At 52.0% G+C, this 18,490-nt stretch carries 12 protein-coding genes; 9 read left to right on the top strand and 3 right to left on the bottom strand.

The genetic code is table 11. From position 1 onward, the window contains the following. The first annotated feature begins 130 nt into the window (after window positions 1-130). Window positions 131-4,798, top strand: coding sequence for a fibronectin type III domain-containing protein (locus tag AC58PV_RS13565; RefSeq protein WP_497432765.1), 4,668 nt, complete (start codon window positions 131-133; stop codon window positions 4,796-4,798). Between the two features lie 284 nt (window positions 4,799-5,082). Here the strand turns inward: AC58PV_RS13565 and AC58PV_RS13560 are convergent, their stop codons facing one another. After that, on the bottom strand, window positions 5,083-5,793 hold the full coding sequence (locus tag AC58PV_RS13560; RefSeq protein WP_497432764.1) for a YHYH domain-containing protein: 711 nt from the start codon (window positions 5,791-5,793) through the stop codon (window positions 5,083-5,085). Between the two features lie 183 nt (window positions 5,794-5,976). Next, a complete protein-coding gene (locus AC58PV_RS13555) occupies window positions 5,977-6,861 on the bottom strand; it encodes a helix-turn-helix domain-containing protein (protein WP_497432763.1) in 885 nt (294 codons plus the stop codon). A 163-nt stretch (window positions 6,862-7,024) separates the two neighbouring features. Here AC58PV_RS13555 and AC58PV_RS13550 point away from each other — a divergent pair, with 163 nt between their 5' ends. Both AC58PV_RS13550 and AC58PV_RS13545 read left to right on the top strand, forming a co-directional pair. Further along, window positions 7,025-7,993: a zinc-dependent alcohol dehydrogenase gene (locus AC58PV_RS13550; RefSeq protein WP_497432762.1), complete on the top strand. Its 969-nt coding sequence runs from the start codon at window positions 7,025-7,027 to the stop codon at window positions 7,991-7,993. Continuing rightward, complete coding sequence (locus AC58PV_RS13545) at window positions 7,990-8,838, top strand: NAD-dependent epimerase/dehydratase family protein (protein WP_497432761.1); 849 nt, start codon at window positions 7,990-7,992, stop codon at window positions 8,836-8,838. Before AC58PV_RS13550 ends, AC58PV_RS13545 begins: the two co-directional genes overlap by 4 nt. A gap of 77 nt (window positions 8,839-8,915) precedes the next feature. Here the strand turns inward: AC58PV_RS13545 and AC58PV_RS13540 are convergent, their stop codons facing one another. Then, window positions 8,916-9,848 carry an AraC family transcriptional regulator gene (locus tag AC58PV_RS13540; RefSeq protein ID WP_497432760.1) on the bottom strand — a complete coding sequence of 311 codons (933 nt, stop codon included), beginning with the start codon at window positions 9,846-9,848 and terminating at the stop codon, window positions 8,916-8,918. A 252-nt stretch (window positions 9,849-10,100) separates the two neighbouring features. On the opposite strand from AC58PV_RS13540, the gene AC58PV_RS13535 reads away from it, so the two are divergent. The 6 genes from AC58PV_RS13535 to AC58PV_RS13510 all read left to right on the top strand — a co-directional run bounded on the left by AC58PV_RS13535 (window position 10,101) and on the right by AC58PV_RS13510 (window position 18,477). Continuing rightward, entirely contained in the window at window positions 10,101-11,351 is a 1,251-nt protein-coding gene (locus AC58PV_RS13535) for a sialidase family protein (protein WP_497432759.1), read from the top strand. Between the two features lie 37 nt (window positions 11,352-11,388). After that, on the top strand, window positions 11,389-13,143 hold the full coding sequence (locus tag AC58PV_RS13530; RefSeq protein ID WP_497432758.1) for an exo-alpha-sialidase: 1,755 nt from the start codon (window positions 11,389-11,391) through the stop codon (window positions 13,141-13,143). A gap of 13 nt (window positions 13,144-13,156) precedes the next feature. After that, window positions 13,157-14,068, top strand: coding sequence for a sugar phosphate isomerase/epimerase family protein (locus AC58PV_RS13525; RefSeq protein ID WP_497432757.1), 912 nt, complete (start codon window positions 13,157-13,159; stop codon window positions 14,066-14,068). A gap of 17 nt (window positions 14,069-14,085) precedes the next feature. Further along, window positions 14,086-14,892, top strand: coding sequence for a M55 family metallopeptidase (locus AC58PV_RS13520; RefSeq protein WP_497432756.1), 807 nt, complete (start codon window positions 14,086-14,088; stop codon window positions 14,890-14,892). A gap of 180 nt (window positions 14,893-15,072) precedes the next feature. Then, window positions 15,073-16,920 (top strand): cache domain-containing sensor histidine kinase, encoded by a 1,848-nt coding sequence (locus tag AC58PV_RS13515; RefSeq protein ID WP_497432755.1) that lies wholly within the window; start codon window positions 15,073-15,075, stop codon window positions 16,918-16,920. Between the two features lie 18 nt (window positions 16,921-16,938). Continuing rightward, window positions 16,939-18,477: a response regulator gene (locus AC58PV_RS13510; RefSeq protein ID WP_497432754.1), complete on the top strand. Its 1,539-nt coding sequence runs from the start codon at window positions 16,939-16,941 to the stop codon at window positions 18,475-18,477. The last annotated feature ends 13 nt before the right edge of the window (window positions 18,478-18,490 follow it).

Below are 18,490 nucleotides of genomic sequence, written 5' to 3'. Positions count from 1 at the left end.
TCTTTGTGTTATGCACAATCGGCGTTCGAAGCCAGCCGAATTTTTGATGATATATTTGCGATAGGCATTCGCCGTAGAATAGGCTTTGCCTGGATTCGGCTGGATACATGCAACAATTGGAGGGGGTTAAGTGGACTTGCGCCAGGAATCAGGCGGAACATATAAGAATATTGAACAGGGGAGGAGATCGTTGAAAATGGCTTTGAACCCGAGAATGAAGAAGTGGAGTTGGTTTGTTTATTTACTGATCTTATCGCTTATCTTTGGTGGTATGACATTCGGGCCGCAGTCGGCTCGCGCATCCGCCGCCTCCTATGTGGGTACGGATACAACGACGAAAGGCAATTGGGTGGGGACGTACGGCAGTGAAGGCTACTTGCTCCCTTATTACGCTACGACGGTTACGAGCGGTAGAGATACTCCGCTAGCCGCCGACGTTGTGCAGCTGCCATCTTATGTGAGCGCTTACACGAAAACAGGATCCAATTATTGGGTTTCTGGCAATCAGGCCGATCCACGCGGTTTGCAATCCCCGGACGGCAGTACGCGCAAACGGTTTACCGTGTACACGTACAATACGATGTCTGTTTCGTTTACGCTGTCGGATAGCGAAACGCATCAATTCTCTGTATATACGACCGATTTTGGCACGACGGAGTCCGTTCAGATGGGGTTCGAATTGCGCGACGCCGCTGGGGCGGTGCTCGATTCTCAGACGGTTGCGACGATTAACGGCGGCAAATATGTGACGTATCTCGTGCAGGGCAGCTTCAAGTTGAACGTGACGTTGCAAGCGGGTTCGCAAGCGCCGGCGCAAGGCTTTTTCTTCGATGCGCCAGCGATACCGGATACGGCAGCGCCAGTATGGCCGACCGGCAGCGTATTAACCGCGTCGGAGGAGACGGCGACCGGGGTTCATCTGGCCTGGAACGCCGCAACGGACAATCAGCGCGTGACCCAGTACCGTATCTACCGCGACGGTACGCAGCTTGCAACTGTAGGTGGCAATGTCTATGCCTACGATGTGACTGGCCTTGTGCCGGAGACAGGGTATACATTCCGTGTACAAGCTGGTGATGCAGCGGGTAACTGGAGCGAGGACGGACCGAGCATAATGGCCACGACTATACCCGTTCCGACCTACTATTTGGGACAGGACATGGTAACCAAAGGAAATTGGATTGGCACGTACGGCAGTGACGGCTATATCCTGCCGTACTTTATGGCAACGTCCGCATCCGGCAAGGACGCGACGACGCCTGCGCACATCGCCAGCCTTCCTTCGTATGTGAGCGCCTATACGCTCGGGGGAAGCAATGGCTACAATGTCGTGCAGAATCCATCCACTGACGTGCGTGCACTCCGGATTCCGGATGGCAGCATTCGCAAAATGATGACGGTCTACACGTACAGTACGCTGACGCATTCGTTTACGCTGACGGACAATATCCCCCATCAGGTGAGCTTCTACACCACGGACTTCGGGTCGACGGAAGTAAATGTCGAGAAGTTTGAACTGCTGGACGCCAGCGGCAATGTGCTGGATGCGCAAACAGTTGATACAATTAACGGCGGTAAGTACGTCTCATATCTGGTGAGAGGCAGCTTCAAGCTGCGGTTTACGAAGCTGGCTGGCACGCAAGCGAATGTGGAAGGAATCTTTTTCGACACCCCAATTGCACCGACCATTTCGAATTTGCAAGCCGTAAATACAGGTACGCGTCAGGTGGCTTTGTCATGGACGGCTGCCGGAAGCGACGAGACGATTGTCCTGCGCAAAAAGCAGGGCGATGCCGATTTTGCCAGCATTGCTACGGTTAGCTCAGGAACAGAAGCCTATACCGATTCCAATTTGGAGCCGGGCGCCCTTTATCAATACGGCATTCGCAGCATTCGTCAATTCCGCTATTCGGATATTGCTACGCGAGCATCGGTTGCGATTCCCGCTTACGAGGCGACAAGCCTGACGTTTGAGGACGCATCGCTCGTCGTTGATCATCCGAACGAAACCGTGCAGCTTCGCGCAGTATTAAAGGAAAGTGCAGGTGCTCCGCTTGTTGGCCAAAAGGTTGCCTTTGAACTGGAAGGCACACATGTCGGCACGTATATCGACAGCAACGTTGGTTCCGGCTTAACGGATGCCAATGGCGAGATCACAGTCGATTATACGCCGTTGTTTGCGGGTTCTTATACGATCAAGGCTGCTTTTGCCGTTGATGATGTCCAGTTGTTGAAAGGGAGCACGGACGCGATTCCGCTGATTGTTCAGGTAGAAGCTTGGGAGCAGCCGCCCGTCGTACTGCGGTTGTCTGATGCGATTGCTCCCGGAACACTGTTTACCATCTCCGGCTATGGCATGACAGCATCCGCCGTTGAAGTCGCCATCGACGACTATGCAGAGCTTGGCGCCAGTGCGCCGTCTGCTGGTGCCCGCACGCTGGATGTCGTGCAGACGGACAATCAGGGCGCTTTTGTCGTATCGCGCTTGCCTGCGGATATGAGCCCGGGAGCCTATGCCGTATGGGTTCGCAATGCGTACGGCTGGAGTGTAGCAAAGCCGCTGAACGATCCGCGACCGCTGTTTATTTCGGAGCGGGTAGCGTTTGAAGGGCAGCGGATCAAGCTGGTCGGCCGCAATTTTGACGCGCGGGAATTCGGTGGTGCGGCCGCTGATACGGCGGTCAGGCTGAAGAGCGCTGCCGGCAGCGTGTACGAAATGCCGATCGATCAGCTGAACCCGTTCGCGGTCACATTTGTTATTGACGAGGCCCCGCCGCAAGCGTATTCGGTCGAGGTGCGCAATCACGCAGATGGCAATTGGGTGCGGCTGGATAATGGTCAGATCCTGACCGTGACGGAAGCGGGCGACGATCCACTCGATCTTGGTGTGGGCTGGGCAAAGGATTTTCATTGGAGCGACGTATACGATGTGACGGATTACGGCGCTACGGCCGACGGTTCAACCGATGACACGGCTTCGGTGCAAAGTGCCGTCGATCAGGCCCATGAAGATGGCGGTGGCGTCGTATGGTTCCCGAACGGAACGTACCGGGTATCAACGATACGGCTTCCTGCTGGCGTCGTGCTGCTGGGTGAAAGCCAGGCGAATACGGTTCTCGCCTATGCCGGCACCAGTACGGGTACGTTGATCGTTTCTTCTGGTGATGGCCAGACGGTCGGTCGCGCAGGGGTGGCACGTATGACACTGGATGTATTCAATCCATCGGTCTATCCGGATTTCTTCATCTGGCTTGGGCATGCGTGGGGGATTGCGGTGACAGATAATTCGCTTCGTACCGCAAGTGAACTGTTCGTTGCGGAGGTTGCCATTGATACGCCGATGGAAGCGATGTCGGGTAAAGCGAGTGCCGTCGGCATCATTGCCGACGAGCATGTGGCTTTTGTCCGCAATGATTTCAAAGGCCGGGCAGCGAGCATTGTGACAGGCTATGTCAACGCCTATGCCCAAGTGCGCGACAATAGGTTTGAATACGCAAGCGGAGCAACCCACATGCTGGCCCGCTATGTGATCGATGAGAACAACCACTTGATCGGGCATCCAGCGGACGGCATAGACATCCATGGCTTCAACGTCAAATCAGATTACTATGTGGCGGGCAACATCATAGAAGGGATCAGCACGGGGGAACGCGATAACACCGATGGCGAGATCGTATTAAACGAATCGCCAAGCGGCACGTTCAATTATGGTGAAGTATTGGGGGCATCGGGAACTGAGCTGACCGTAGCACCAATCGCCCCGCTCAGTGTCGGGGCAACGGTGAGCGGCAACGTCTACAGCTACCCGCATCGTTACGGCCAATTGGCGGTCGTCATCCTGAGCGGCCGGGGCATTGGGCAAGTGCGCGATGTGACACAAGTGATCGGGAATACGATGTCGGTATCAGCGCCATGGGCTATTGTACCTGATCGGACGAGTAAATTTACTTTCGTTATTCCAAACGCCAGGGGGACGGTGTACCGCAATACCGGCATGGACGGCGGCGGCCCGATTTCCTTGTACGGCAACTCTTTTGACAACGTTGTGGCTGACAATGTGCTGATCAATATGGGCGGAGCCGTTACCTATGGCTTCAATTCGGAGGCGCAGCGACGATTAAACAATACGTATTTTACACGTTTCGATAACAATACCCTGATCGATTCCCTGCCAGGTACGGGCTTCGGATTAGGGGTGCAAGCAGATAATACGGCGTATGCGGTGGAAGCTTACAGCAGCGAATTCCGCAATAACCGACTGGTGGCTGATCAGAATGCCGACGCTTCAGGCTTCTTCATCCGAGCAATAAAAGGCAATACGTTCGAAGTGCCGGCCGTTAGAAATACCATTGTTGAGAATAACAAGTTTGTCAATTTAAAAACAGGGATTTCGCTGACGAAAGCGATTTACGGCCAGGTGCTCAGCGGCAACAGCTTCACGAACGTCTTGGCGCCGATCGTGGACGCAGGCTCTCTCAACACTGTCACAACGACTAATGCGTATGCGGATGTCAGGGCGCCTTACTGGCAGGGAGGCAGCAGTGGACTGTCCGTTACTGACGTGACATCCACGGAAGCGCAGTTGACTTGGCCGGCAGCCATCGATACATCAGGAGCGGCGGTATCCTACCGTGTCTATGTAAACGGCATACTCCATGAGACGGTATCGAATGCAACCACTTGCATGTTAGACGATTTGCTGCCGGGAACGGCTTACGCATTTCATGTGGAAGCTGTTGACACAGCAGGAAACGTCGCTCGCGACCGGCTGACTTCTTCGATCGTTACGCTTCCTTGACCTTGCCTTGAGGCAGCACCTCGGGCCTTCATTCGGGGGAATGCTGTGTGCAGCGATCCAAATTTGATTTGTAAATTAATCCTATATGAAAAGCCAGCAAACCCTTATGTTTGCTGGCTTTTTGTACTTTATTGTCATCCAACAACTACATCTTGGTTGTTGGAAATGTTCGAAGATATGTCGTATAAGTATAATACTGATAAATTCATTCTTCTTTTACAGTAAATTACAGCAACAAAGAAGACCAAAGCTAAGTAAAGGCTCTGGTCATTCATTCTTAAAGCTTATTTCTTTATACTAAATCCATTTGTAGAATCGTAGTTAATCGTCAATCCAAGTTCGTCAACTGCAAACTTCCAGGTCATCGGAAAATAGGTAATATCTTTATAAACAATTAACGGATAGTCCTCTTTGTAGTTATCAAGCCACGAGTCGTTTATGAATACATTAAATGTTGGAAGATCGATGATATATTCGGAGTAAGGATTGTTATACAGCCCTTTTTTTTGTGTCAAGAGCGAAGCCTTATTATCGGTTTTTCTTATTGAGAAACCTATAGCATCACTCCAATTTACATCTACAGCTAATGCCTGAGTATAACTCCAAGTCATCGGGAAATACGTGATATCTTTATATGATAATACGGGATATTCTGCATACGCGTTATCGATTTGAGTTCCGTTTATCGAGATTTTATAGGGTGGTATTGTAGCTTTTAATCTTGTATCAACAACTTCCACTTTTTTAGTTTCCGGAGCTTTTGTTGAAGGAGAAGTAGAACTACTACCTGAGCTACTACTTCCAGAACCTGAACTTCCAGAGCTACTAGAACTTCCACCGTTATGATAATGGTAACCAGAGCACAATCCTTTAGACTTGGATGCTGCTGAACAATTATGACCACCACTAGAATCTGTTCTCCCCGAGTGAGCAGCTGCAGTAGTAGAAACAGCAATTAGTAGTACCAATGAACTAAGTAACACTTTGTATTTCAAATGTAATCCTCCTAAAGATAGTAAAATATTCCTAAATGAGTATATCATACATCGCTCTGACTTTCGCGCTAAAATATCCTGAACGGGTAGCAAAGTTGATTATTGCATGAGTATCCAGATTTGTTCAACAACACGATTCTCGAATTCTTGTAAAATTAAAAGGCTACTCGGACGAACCCCATCCTAGTAGCCTTTTTTGTATTCGTTTGGAGAGACACCAGTTTGCTTCTTAAATGCAACGTAGAAGGCCTTATAGTCGGAGTAACCAACATCTAGCGCGATTTGGACCCATGTTTTATTAGTAGTGGCAATCATCTTGCAGGCCTCATTAATCCTTATTTGACGCGTATATTGGGATAAGGTCACACCGGTAGCTTCTTTGAACAATTGGCAAAAGTAATTTTTGCTGATGAACGTTTTGTGTGCCAGATCACGGAGATTGACAGGCTCATGGTAACTTTCGTTGAGGTGTCGAATAGCCGACTCGATGGCACTGGCTTTCTTTTGCTGCTGATAATCACCTTCGCTTCGGCGGTTAAAACCACGCATGATTTTAACGATCAGCTCGATCATATAGGCGCGGATGATCGCATTATAGCCCTCTTGGCGCTGGTTGTATTCATAATCCATCTTTTCAATCAGTTGATCGAAGTCCCGCTGTTCCGCAACGCTAAGCCGCAGATCAGAACGTATTAAATGATCGTCCCATTCATTTTTAAATAGATAAGATAGGGCCAAGCTTGAGAAATCATGGAAAGAGAGCAGGGATTCATCAAGGAAACTAGGCTTGAACAAAATATTATAGGTCACGAGTTCCTCATCATCGGCTTCTCGGTAAAAAGCATGGGTAATATCGCAATTGATTAAGAACAAATCGCCCTTGGATACCCGGTATTGTTTATTGTCAATCGTATGGTAGCCAGAGCCGGAATACACATAACAAATCTCGACAAAGTCGTGAGAGTGAGACTGCTTCTTCTCCTTGACCGCTTCAGGAAATTGAATAATGCAGAAGGCTTCCCCTTCCCGAAAAAAGTTTTCTCCACGATAGACGACTTCCGCTAACATACTGTTGCCTCCAGTCCACACGTTGACTCTCAAGGTTCGTACATTCGACCATCTTTTCCTTAATATACACCATGGGATGACATAGAAAAAGGGATTACGATGGAAGCAAGGTTAGGGTTGCACTTAGGTATCCGGCCATTCGTGTGTAGAGGAGAACAACTATATGCTGACAATGAAGGCACTTGCTGTAACGGAAATAGGCAAAAGGGCAGAACTGATTGAAATGCCGCGTCCGGTAGCTGATGAAAACTCAATCGTGATCAAAACAGTCTATTCGGGCATCAGCATCGGGACGGAAATGTGGATTGCCGAGGGACGCAGATCGGATTACGGGGATCCTCCGTTTATTAACGGATATCAAGCAAGTGGTCGCGTAGTAGAAGTAGGTGCGAACGGTGCGGGGCAGTATGAAATCGGTGATCTGGTGACCGTTTTTTGTAGCGGCGCTCACGCTGAATATGTCAAAGCAAGCCTATGGATGGTTCATAAATTAAGTAAGGTAGAATCGCTTAAAGCTTGCTCTATGTTTGTGCAGCCATCGGTTGCGGCGAACGCGTGGAACATGGCTGGCGTTAATATGGGCGATGTGGTGTATATTGCGGGACAAGGACTGATCGGTCAGTGTGCAGCGATGATTGCTCGGCTGCGTGGCGCCTATGTTATCGCTAGTGATATTTCTGAAGATCGTATCAGGCGCTCGCAAGAACACTGTACGGATTGGACAATAGACGCCTCTAAGGAAAAGGCGCTTGACGCGTTAAAGAAACGTTATCCGAATGGCGTTGATATCACGGCCGAATCGTCAGGCTTTGAAGCGCTGCTTGATGATACGATGTCGGCAACTCGAAATAAGGGAACCTTTGTCTTTCTTGGTTGGTATCCTGACCGTGCAAGTTTTTATTTTAATACGCCACATTCCAAGCAGCTTAATGCCATTTTCCCTTGCTTCATTGGTGAACGTCCCGTACGGGAAGGAGTTATCCGCCTCATGGAATCCGGCACACTCAACATGCTACCGTTGATCTCGCACGAGGTGAGTTGGGATGAATCTGAGGGTGTTTACAATACGCTCTTCACGAAGCAGCGCAATGCGTATAACGGAATCGTCATTCGTTGGGAGGAGCCCCTATGAACATATTAGTTACTGGAGCAACCGGTTTTGTCGGAGAACAATTGTGCCAGCGTTTGGCGCAGCGACATCAACTGATCGGCATGTCCCGCAGCAAGCTGACTGGAGTTGATTTCGCAATCAAAGGAAACTTCGACCGATTTGAGGATCTCAGATCGCTGGATGAATACCGAATTGATATCGTTGTGCATTTGGCAGCGGTCACTGGCGGCAGCAGTGAAGAGGACAGCTTGGGGGTTAATGTGCAAGGAACGCGGCGCTTATATCGCTATTTGCTCGACCGCGGATGCCGAAGATTCATCGCTGCAAGTTCCATTGCGGCCGTCGGCGGTTTGGATAAAGACTTCGTACCCCAAGAGCTGCCAATACCGGATAATCATGAATGTCTAGCGACCGATGCCTACGGATGGAGCAAATGGTTGATGGAAGATTTGAATCGGTTTCTGCATCGTAAAACACCTGACGCCGACTTTGTCAACCTACGCTTAGGTGCGGTCGTACCGGACGACTGGGAGCATCCTTATGTTGATGGGAGTACGCAGATGACGATTCCGTTCATTTTACTAGGCCGAGTTTACGTCAGTGATGTAATTGAAGGAATTGTCCGCGTGATCGAAAAGCCTTCAAAGCCGCGAGCAACCAGCTATAATCTGGTCGGTCCGGATATCAGCTCGAGTGTACCTGCGACCGAGATATTGCATGCATTGCTGCACGCCCGTGGAACAGAGCTGGATCTCAGTTATTATAGGCAACCGGGTAATGAATTTAAGCCGATCTATAGCATGGAGCGGATGAAAGAGGACTTCGGTTTCGAGCCGGCCTGTTCAGTGCGCAGGCCATCGCTGTGAGCTAGAAATGAAAATGATCGCTCTCATCTTTTTAAAGGTGGGGGCGATCATTATATGGACGAAATAGATAAAACAAATTACTTGGTGAGATTCCAATCGCTAGGTAACGACGATTGCACATCTGCCTCCAATGGCTGATGCTGACGACGATAATGCAGCGGTGAGTAATTCTCCATTCGTTTAAATAACTTAATGAAATACGAGTGATTGTTAAAGCCGCATTGGTAGGCGATATCTGTTACAGGCAGCTTCGTCTCGCGAAGCAGCTTCTTGGCATGATGCAAGCGCTTAACTGTAATTAGTTTAGTGAGTGTCGTGCCCGTATACCTATGAAAAATATTACTCACATATGACGGATTCATATGGACAAGTTTGCTCAGCTTATCTAGCGACAGCTCGTGTTGGAAATTTGCGCTGATATATTGCACCAGATAAGCGATTTCCTCTGGCAAATCGTTGGGTGCCGCTATGCCGCCGGTTAATGCAGAAGCTTCGTGTGCTCGGTAGCAGCGAATGAGAAGTTCGCGGATGGCGCCTTGGACGACGCTCGCATAACCAGGACCGCGTCCCGTCAATTCCTCGTTAATGACCGCATACAGCTGTCTGATCCGCTCGCGTTCGCGTCCATCGAACTGCACCCTCCAGCAGTCGCCCTTCAGTAAACTTAGGGGGTTCGGCAACTCCTCTTCCCAGCCCTCACTTAGCAACGCTTCCTTCCACATCAGTACATTCCGGCACAACATTCGGTTCATGTCCGTCTGCATTACCTTATGCAGTGTGAATGGCTGGATCATCATGAGAGTGCCTTCCTGCAAGGGATAGGCGTGGTCACCGACTAAATACCTGCCTTGTCCTTGTTCGATGTAATACATCTCTATGCCGTCATGGCTCTGAAAGCCGGGAAAGGGCGCAATCGAATCGAGCTCGTAATAAAGCAGAACAGGAGATTCCCGGAAAATGAATTCAACCTCGCCGCGCAGTTCCTCGGCCGTTTCAAACGACGCTTGCATAAAGCTCGCCTCCCAGCTTACCGACCTAACTTCCGGTTGCGAGATCAGTATACTACAAATCCTAAATTTTGTTTGCAAAACACCCAAAAAAAAGACCATCACTTAGTGTCCCATCCTGATAAGCTTAACGTATAGCAAAGTGATAAAGAAGGCGTGTGAAACGTTATGAAACTCAAACGACATCTAACATGGCGTAATGATCACGCACACTGCACATCAAAAACACCGTGAACAAAGGAGGGCCATTCTTTTATGACGGCTATCGATAAATCCGTAGAATGGAAGCGCAGTCATCCCGACATCGTCGTCTATATTCCGCAGGAGGACGCCTATACGGGCGACAATGAGCATTTTCTCGTATTTGAATCGCCAGAAGGCAATGAGCTTCTAGCACTCTGGACGCAAAGCTCGGTTGAGGGGCATGGCGACAATCATCTCGTGCTGGCACGCAGCCAAGATCTGGTAACCTGGGGCGAGCCGCAATATGTCGTTGGAACGAAACGCGGTGGTCGCGGTGACCAAGCGAGTTGGGGATTTCCCGTCGTATCCGCGCAAGGGCGCATCTATGTCTTTTACACGAGGGATGTAGGTGTTCACGACCTGGACACGCAGACCTCGGGCACGATGGGCTGTGTCTACTCCGACGACAATGGGCACAATTGGACGTCCGGTACGGACATTCAGATGAAGCGGAACCGTTATGATCACCCGGACCCGAATGTTCCACGCAACTGGATCGTTTGGCAAAAGCCGATTCGAGACAGTCAGGGGCGCTGGTTCGTTGGCTATACCCAGTGGAGCAGCCCGTTTCACGCAACAGAAACGCCGCTTGGCTGGTACAGCAAGGATTCACGTGCGATGTTTATGCGTTTCGATAACCTGGACGAAGGGCCGGATCCGGCTGATCTGCGTATCACTTGGCTGCCGGAGGACAACGAAGGGCTGGCCGTGCCGTTCCCGGACAGGCCGCACCTTTCCGTGGCGCAGGAGCCGGGTATTATACTGCTGCCAGACGGACGAATCTTCTGCGCGATGCGTACCTTTACCGGCTACATCTGGTACAGCGTATCGTCTGACGACGGTGGAAGCTGGTCGGAGCCACAGATCCTGCGCTACCGTGATGGCGGCGAGCCGATCAAGCAGCCTATTGCTTCCTGCCCATTATATCAGTTGGCAAATGGTAATGTGCTTCTAGTGTTTCACAATAACGACGGCCATCTCGGCGAATATAAGCCGCAGCATGCGCTGCATAACCGTCGTCCAGCGTTTATCGCTGTGGGCGAATATCATCCTGAAGCTGAGCAGCCGCTCTGGTTTTCGAAGCCACGGCAAATTCTCGATACGGACGGCGTGACTTTCGGGCCGAAGGGAACGAGCGAGATCGCCACGTATCCAAGTCTGACGGAATGGGGCGGGCGGCGCGTGCTGTGGTATCCGGACCGGAAACATTTTTTACTTGGCAAAGACATACCAGATGCCTGGTTGGCAGACGGAGAGAGATAGACGAGAGTTAGCACTCATTTTGAAAGGAGTTGGAGCAATGAACAACGAGACGGTTAGCGAGTTGCGTGATGCAAGAAATATTAAATGGGGCTTGGAAATTCCGCGTGAATTTTATTGCGATCAGCCCTATATCGTTGTGACGGAGCGAGGCGAGTGGGTTTGCGTCATGACCACAGGTCAGGGGGTTGAAGGCGAGCGGGGACAACATGTCGTCTCGACGATTAGTCGCGATCAGGGACAAACGTGGTCTGAACTGATTGACATTGAGCCGGCGGATGGACCGGAAGCTTCGTGGGTGATGCCGCTGCTGGTGCCGAGTGGGCGAATCTATGCGTTCTATACGTACAATACCGAGAATCGTAAGGATGTCATAAGCGACTCGGGTAAGTTGATTTCACGTGTTGATACACTCGGAGATCTGACCTTCAAGTATTCCGATGACGATGGACGCACTTGGTCGGCTGAGCGATACAAAGTGCCGATCCGGTCTATGGCAATCGATCGCAACAATCCTTATGGCGGGGAGCCGCAATTTTTTTGGGGTGTTGGCAAGCCAATTATTCATCAAGATGCCGTATATATGGGATTGGCAAAGGTAGGCAGCTTTGGAGAAGGCTTTATGGCGTCCTCGGAAGGTATTTTTATGAAGAGTAAAAATATGTTGACGGAACACGACGCTTCACGGATCGAATGGGAGACGCTGCCGGACGGCGATTACGGCATTCGGGCGCCGCACGGGCGAGTGGCTGACGAGCATAACCCAGTAGGTCTCGCTGACGGCAGTCTGTACTGCACATTCCGCACAGTCGAAGGACATAACGGGCATGCTTACAGCCGTGACGGCGGGCATACGTGGACGACCTCGCAGTATGCGGAATACCGCCCAGGAGGGCGGAAGATCAAGCATCCACGAGCGGCGAATTTCGTGCGTAAATTCAGCAACGGCAAATTTATTCTGTGGTTCCATAACCACGGCCGGGATAACCGCGAAACACCGTCTCTGGCGTACAACGACCGGAATCCGGTCTGGATGTGCGGCGGGGTTGAGAAGGACGGCTTCATTCACTGGTCGCAGCCAGAGATTGTGTTATACGACGACGATCCGGCGGTGCGCATCAGCTACCCCGATTTTATCGAAGAGGGGGGCAAGTACTTTATATCGGAAACGCAAAAAACAATTGCCCGCATTCATGAGTTAAACGGGGCGCTGCTAGAAGCTATGTGGGGGCAGCATGACTTGGAAACGGCCGAGCGAACGAAGCTCGGGTTGGTCTATGAAGCGGAGGCGGCGGCACTTGCCGGTACGCCGACGGAACTGCCGAAGCTGCCGTCCTTGCAGAACGGCGGAAGCTTTACGGTAGAGCTATGGCTGCTGGCGGGAAGCCGCAGCGCAGCTGGTCCGCTGCTCGAAACGCGGGGAACGGATGGCAGAGGGATTGCTGTTGAACTGACGGTGCGCGGAACACTTCGGTTGACGATGAACGACGGCCGTTCGGAATGTTCTTGGGAGTCAGATGAAGGGCTGCTGCAGCCGAACCGCTGGCATCATGCGGCAATCATCGTCGATGGTGGCCCTCATATCATTACGATGGTTATTGATGGTGAGTTATGTGACGGCGGCAAACAGCGCCAGTTCGGCTGGGGCCGCTTCTCACCTCAATTACGTGAAGTTAACGGCAGCGATTCGGCGGTCATCGGCGGCGCTCCGTCGGTAACGGTTGGAGCGTTGCGCCTTTACGACCGTTATCTGCTGACGTCGGAAGCGGTTGGGAATTACCAATCCGGGAGATAGAGAGGAGCCTATTATGCAGCAATCATACCGTGATTATTTTAAGCTTGGCATCAACCATCATCTGTTGTTCCCTGCTAGCTTCGAATCGGAGGAGGCGCATCGCTTATCGCTGCCCGAAGTGCTGGCCTATCCGGAATTTGAGGTCATCGATCTGTTCGTATCGGCCCAGACGGATATCGCCGCCGAGCAGATACGGCAGGTGTGGGACAGTGGTCGTATTCCGGTGTATAACTGCCCCTTGTTGAACGGACCGCGGCTTAATCCGAACAGCCTAGATGAGGCCATTCGCAATGAGACGGTTCTGGCAGCCCTGTCTCATTTACAGCGGGCTCAAGCCGTAGGCGCTCGCAAAGCAGTTATCGCCAGCGGTCCAAACCCGGGATCCCCTGCACTAATTGCGGAGCATACCGACGCCTTCGTCGATTATGTCGCGAAGCTATGTGCTGCGGTGCCTAGTCTAACGCTGATGATCGAGCCGTTCGACCGCTCAATCGGTAAAAACTTGCTGATAGGTTCGACCCGCGAGGCAGCCGAGGTTGTTCGCCGTGTTCAGGAGATGGGCATACCTAATATCGGCCTACTCATCGATATGGGGCATGTACCATTAATGGAAGAAACATTTGCGCAAGCAGTCGCCGATTCAAGTTCGTACATTCGTCACGTGCATCTAGGCAGCTGTGTGAAAAAAGATCCTGCTAATCCGCTTTATGGCGATATGCATCCGCCATGGGGGTATCCAGGCGGTGAGAACGATGTACCGGAGCTGGTGGAGTTTTTAAAAGCGTTATTTGCATGTGGATATCTTGGAGCAGGCGAGGAGAGGCCGACCGTGACGCTAGAAATGCGCCCGTATCCAGGCCGCACCGAACGCGAAAGTGTTGATATCTTTTTAGATAAGTTGGAAGAAGCTTGGAGAGCCATGTAACTTGGAGGGAAGCTGCAATGAAATGGATGATTCGCGTGGATATGGAAGGCGTCACAGGCGTCGTCAATATGAAACAGGTTGTACCGGGCGCGGCGGATTATGAATTCGGACGCGGTATGCTTATGCACGATTTGCTTGCGGTACTAGACGGTCTGCTGCAATCACCTGACGATGAGGTCGTGCTGTACGATATTCATTTTTTCGGAACAAATGTTGACCTGCATAAGCTTGACCCACGCGTAACCGCGATTTGCGGCAAGCCACATTATACGCCAGGCAATCGGTCATATCTCGATGAAAGCTTTGATGGCATCATTTTGCTCGGTCTGCATGCAAGAGCTGAGATGCCGGGTTCACTACTGAATCATAACTATGAACATGACATTCGCACGATGAGCGTCAATGGAGTTGTTGTTGGGGAGATTGGGCTTGAAGCGCTGATGGCCGGCGAAGCTGGCGTACCGCTTGTGATGGTGACAGCGGATTCGGAGGGAGCGAAGGAAACGGCCGAGCTGCTGCCGGGTACAATTACTGTCAGCGTCAAGCAGTCGCTCGGCGATACGGCTGCGGCCTGTCTGCCGCCGGAGAGGACGGCTACTCTGCTTAAGGAAGGCGCGCTTCGGTGCGCGGCTGCTGCATCCAGGTTGCAACCGTACCGACTCGACGGTCCGATTGTGCTGGAGATGCAGTTCAAACCAGGCGAGCTGTTAAATCGGTTGCAGTCTCGGCTGACGGACTGTTTCGATGGACCTCATCGGTTGATTTTGCGCGGCGCATCCGTACTAGAAGTTTGGGAGCAGTATTTGATTGCCAAAACGGAGTAATCGCTCCGGGTCGGTCAGACGCGGACAGAATATACGGGAACATGAGAAGGGAATACAGCACATTTAGCGAAAAAGAAAATAACCATAGCAGAGCAGCGTGCCCTTCGTCGGTGCGCTGCCGCCTGTCGTTCGGGTATGCTATCATTTTACTGGCCTGGCCGGAAGGACGCGAGGTAAAGCATGAATCGCAGAATCAGTTTTCAAACGAAGCTGTTTATCGTCTTTTCCATGGGGATTGCCGGCATAATTGTCAGCGCTTTCACGGTGTTTTATTGGTATTACCAGAAGGTAAACATTGAATCGATGGTCAATACATTTCGCGGAGAATCGCAGAGTCTAGCGCAGCAGCTCGACAATTCAATCTACACAATGGATCGACTCGTCATGCAGATGAAATTTAACCCGACAATTGCGAATACCTTCTATTATCTGCCTTATACGGCGAATGCGCAGACGTATTTCGACGATCAAGCTGAAGCTGCTTATAAGGTGAAGGAAGCGATTTCCTCGATTGTTGGCGTCGATCCACAAATTTTTCACCGCGTATCGATCCTAAGTCGTTCGGGTGCGTTTCTGGCTACTGGCGCGTATTACGACCGATTGACCGTTCGAGATCGGCTGCAAACAATCGATTGGTTCCGTCAGTTGGAAAAGTCCGAATATCGGCTGCTGCTTCCGCCGCATCGTGACGACTGGGATAGTGCAGGCAAGCTGGTTGTCTCTGTCATTCGTAAGCTTGGCGAGGCGACTGCACCGAATGCGTTGATTGAAATTCAGCTGCCGTACGACTACATTGAAACGATGACAGCTAAGTCGCAGATGGGTGGTAAACGCGTGCTCATCGCTGGCGGCGAGGGCCAAACGATCTATCCGTTTTCACCCGAATCCGGATCAGGATTGTCACGTGTTAGGGATGTGCTAACTGAGCTGCAGGGGCAAGGCAAAGCCTCGGAAGGAGAGACGTATGTGCGATTGCCGGATCGCTCCCGACAGCTTGTCGTGTATGCCCGGGCGCCGTATTCGGGATGGACAGTGATGATTGTTCAGCCAGAGAGCGAGCTTCTGCGTCCGCAGCGCCAGGCAGGATATTTGTTCGCGGCTACAGGTCTGATCCTCATTGTGCTGACCATGCTGACCTCCTATTTCTCCGCCAAAATGCTCGTGAAACCGCTGCGTCAGTTGCGCGACTCGATGAATAAGGTTCAGCTCGATTCGCTTCCAGACGCACATGAGCAGTTGGCTATCGGCAGTGTCGTTCCGACCAATACGCACAACGAGCTCCATCATCTCCATCATTCTTTTCGTAAAATGCTAGATCGCCTCGAAGCGTCGAAAGAGGAAGCGATTATTTCGCGATCGCGTGAGTTGCAGGCGCATTTTACTGCGCTCCAGGCACAAATTCATCCGCATTTCTTGTATAACACGCTTTCTCTAATCGGTGTGCTAGGACAAGAGGCAGGCAATCGGGAAATTGTACAGTTAACAGCCATGCTGGCGGATATGTTCCGCTACATGACGTACTCGGCGGAGCAGACGGTTACGCTGCGAGATGAAATTCAACATACAAAAAATTATTTGAATATTATGAAATTTAGGTATGAAGCGCATTTGCAATTTACAATCGATATTCCCCAAGCCATGCTGGAGCTTCGTCTACCTAAGCTGTCGCTGCAGCCATTTGTAGAAAATTGTTTTAAGCACGGTTTCGCTTCCAAACGGTATCCTTGGCGGATTGACATCCGTGGGACGCTGCTTGAGGACGGCCGCGTTTCGATAGAAATCCGGGATGATGGCGGGGGCTTTCCCCCGGCTCTGCTAGAACGTTTCGGGCGTGGCGAAGTTTCTGCGGCGGGCATGGAGGCGCTTGGCGTAAGCGGCTTGTACAATACCTACTCGCGGCTGCAATATCAGGCGGGGGGATTGCTAGAATTCAGACTGGACAACGATCCAGCCGGCGGGGCAATCGTGCTTATCCATTGGCTGAGGCCGGATTTGTCCGGCGAGCGTGCAAGGAGAGAAGCAACATGAAACGGAGGATGATGCAGGATGCCAACGGTACTCGTAGTTGACGATGAAATCCGTTTTTGCAGAGCACTTGGTCGATGGATCGAGGCGACTGATGCGCGTTTCCGCGTCGTTGGTGAGGCATATGACGGCGAAGAGGCGCTGGAGAAGATAGCCGAGTTGCGTCCGGATGTATTATTTACCGATATACGGATGCAGGTCATGGATGGCTTGCAATTGATCGCTGAAATGAAGCGGCGATATGCCGAGGTGATTCCGGTTATCGTCAGTTCGTACGATGATTTCGATTATACGCGAAGGGCGATTCGGCTTCATGCCGAGGATTATTTGCTGAAGCCGTTGCGTGAGGAGGATCTGCGCGAGGTTCTGGAGCGGGTCGCGGCAAAGCTGCACGATGCTGGGCAGCGGCGCGACGCCGATTGGCTTCAGGAGACGGTGGACCACGGGGGAGTACTTGCCGGGCAGAAAGTTCCAGAGGGATTAGTCTATGCATCGTATACGCTTTCGCTTTGGTGTGCAGGTCCGTATTGCGCCTCGCCGGACGACGCTTTGCACCCAGGCAAGGCGTTCTGGGCATCGGCGCCATGGACGTCGAGCTTGCCTGACCCCCATCCAGGCCAGCTCGGCTGGTGGGTGCTTGAGGGCGAGCGGGCCAACGAGCGGCTGCTGCTGGTCGGGGTAAACGACGGGGAGCTCGATACGTCCTCGTACGCGGAGGCCGCGTCCCATACGCTACTGGCGCACGCCGCGAGCCGGCACATGCCGCTGACGGTTGTCGCCGGCAGCCTGCAAGGACTTGGCGAGCTCCGTCGCATCGCCCAGGAGCTGCGCAGCCGGCTGCCCCTGGCGGCGGGCATTGGCCGTTCGGGCTTCGGCCAGCAGGCCGAGCGCGGGCGGACGGAAGCGGCCCGTGACGATTACCGCCGGTTGGCTCAGGCGGTGGTCCGCCGGCAGCCGGAGGCGGTGCGCGCGGAGTTGGAGCGGCTGACGAAGATATGGGAGGCAGAGGCGGCGACGCAGCTGCGTGTGGATATGCTGCTGAGGCAGACGCTGTATGATTTGAAGGAGCATTGGCCAACATTCCGCGACGAGACGTTCATTCTCGCGAGTCAGGAGTTGGACACCTTGCTGTCGCACTCCCTGGATTACGGCGAGCTGCGCGAAGGCGCTGCCTCCCTGTTCGCGGAACTGATGAAGCTGAGTGAGGACAAGGACGTGTCGCTTGAAGCCCGTTTATCCGCTCATCAGGAGGAGAACGTCGCCCGCATCGAGCAGTACCTGCGCGCGCATTATGCTTCACCGATCACGCTCCAGCAATTGTCTCGCCAGTTCGGACTGGTGCCGAATTATTTGAGCGCCATGTTCAAGAAGGCGCGCGGTGTGACACCGGGCGAATACGTGACGGTATGGCGCGTACAGCAGGCTAAGTCGCTGATGGCGAGCTCGCCGGAGCTGCTGCTGAAGGATATTGCCGACCGGGTTGGTTACGCCGATTCGCTTTATTTTAGCCGCGTTTTTAAGAAAGTGACCGGTCAATCTCCCTCGGAATTTATGAAATAACCATTTTTTGTCC

It is taken from the genome of Paenibacillus sp. J22FR83, from assembly GCF_059691955.1.
This window is presented reverse-complemented; position numbering and strand designations above follow the sequence as displayed.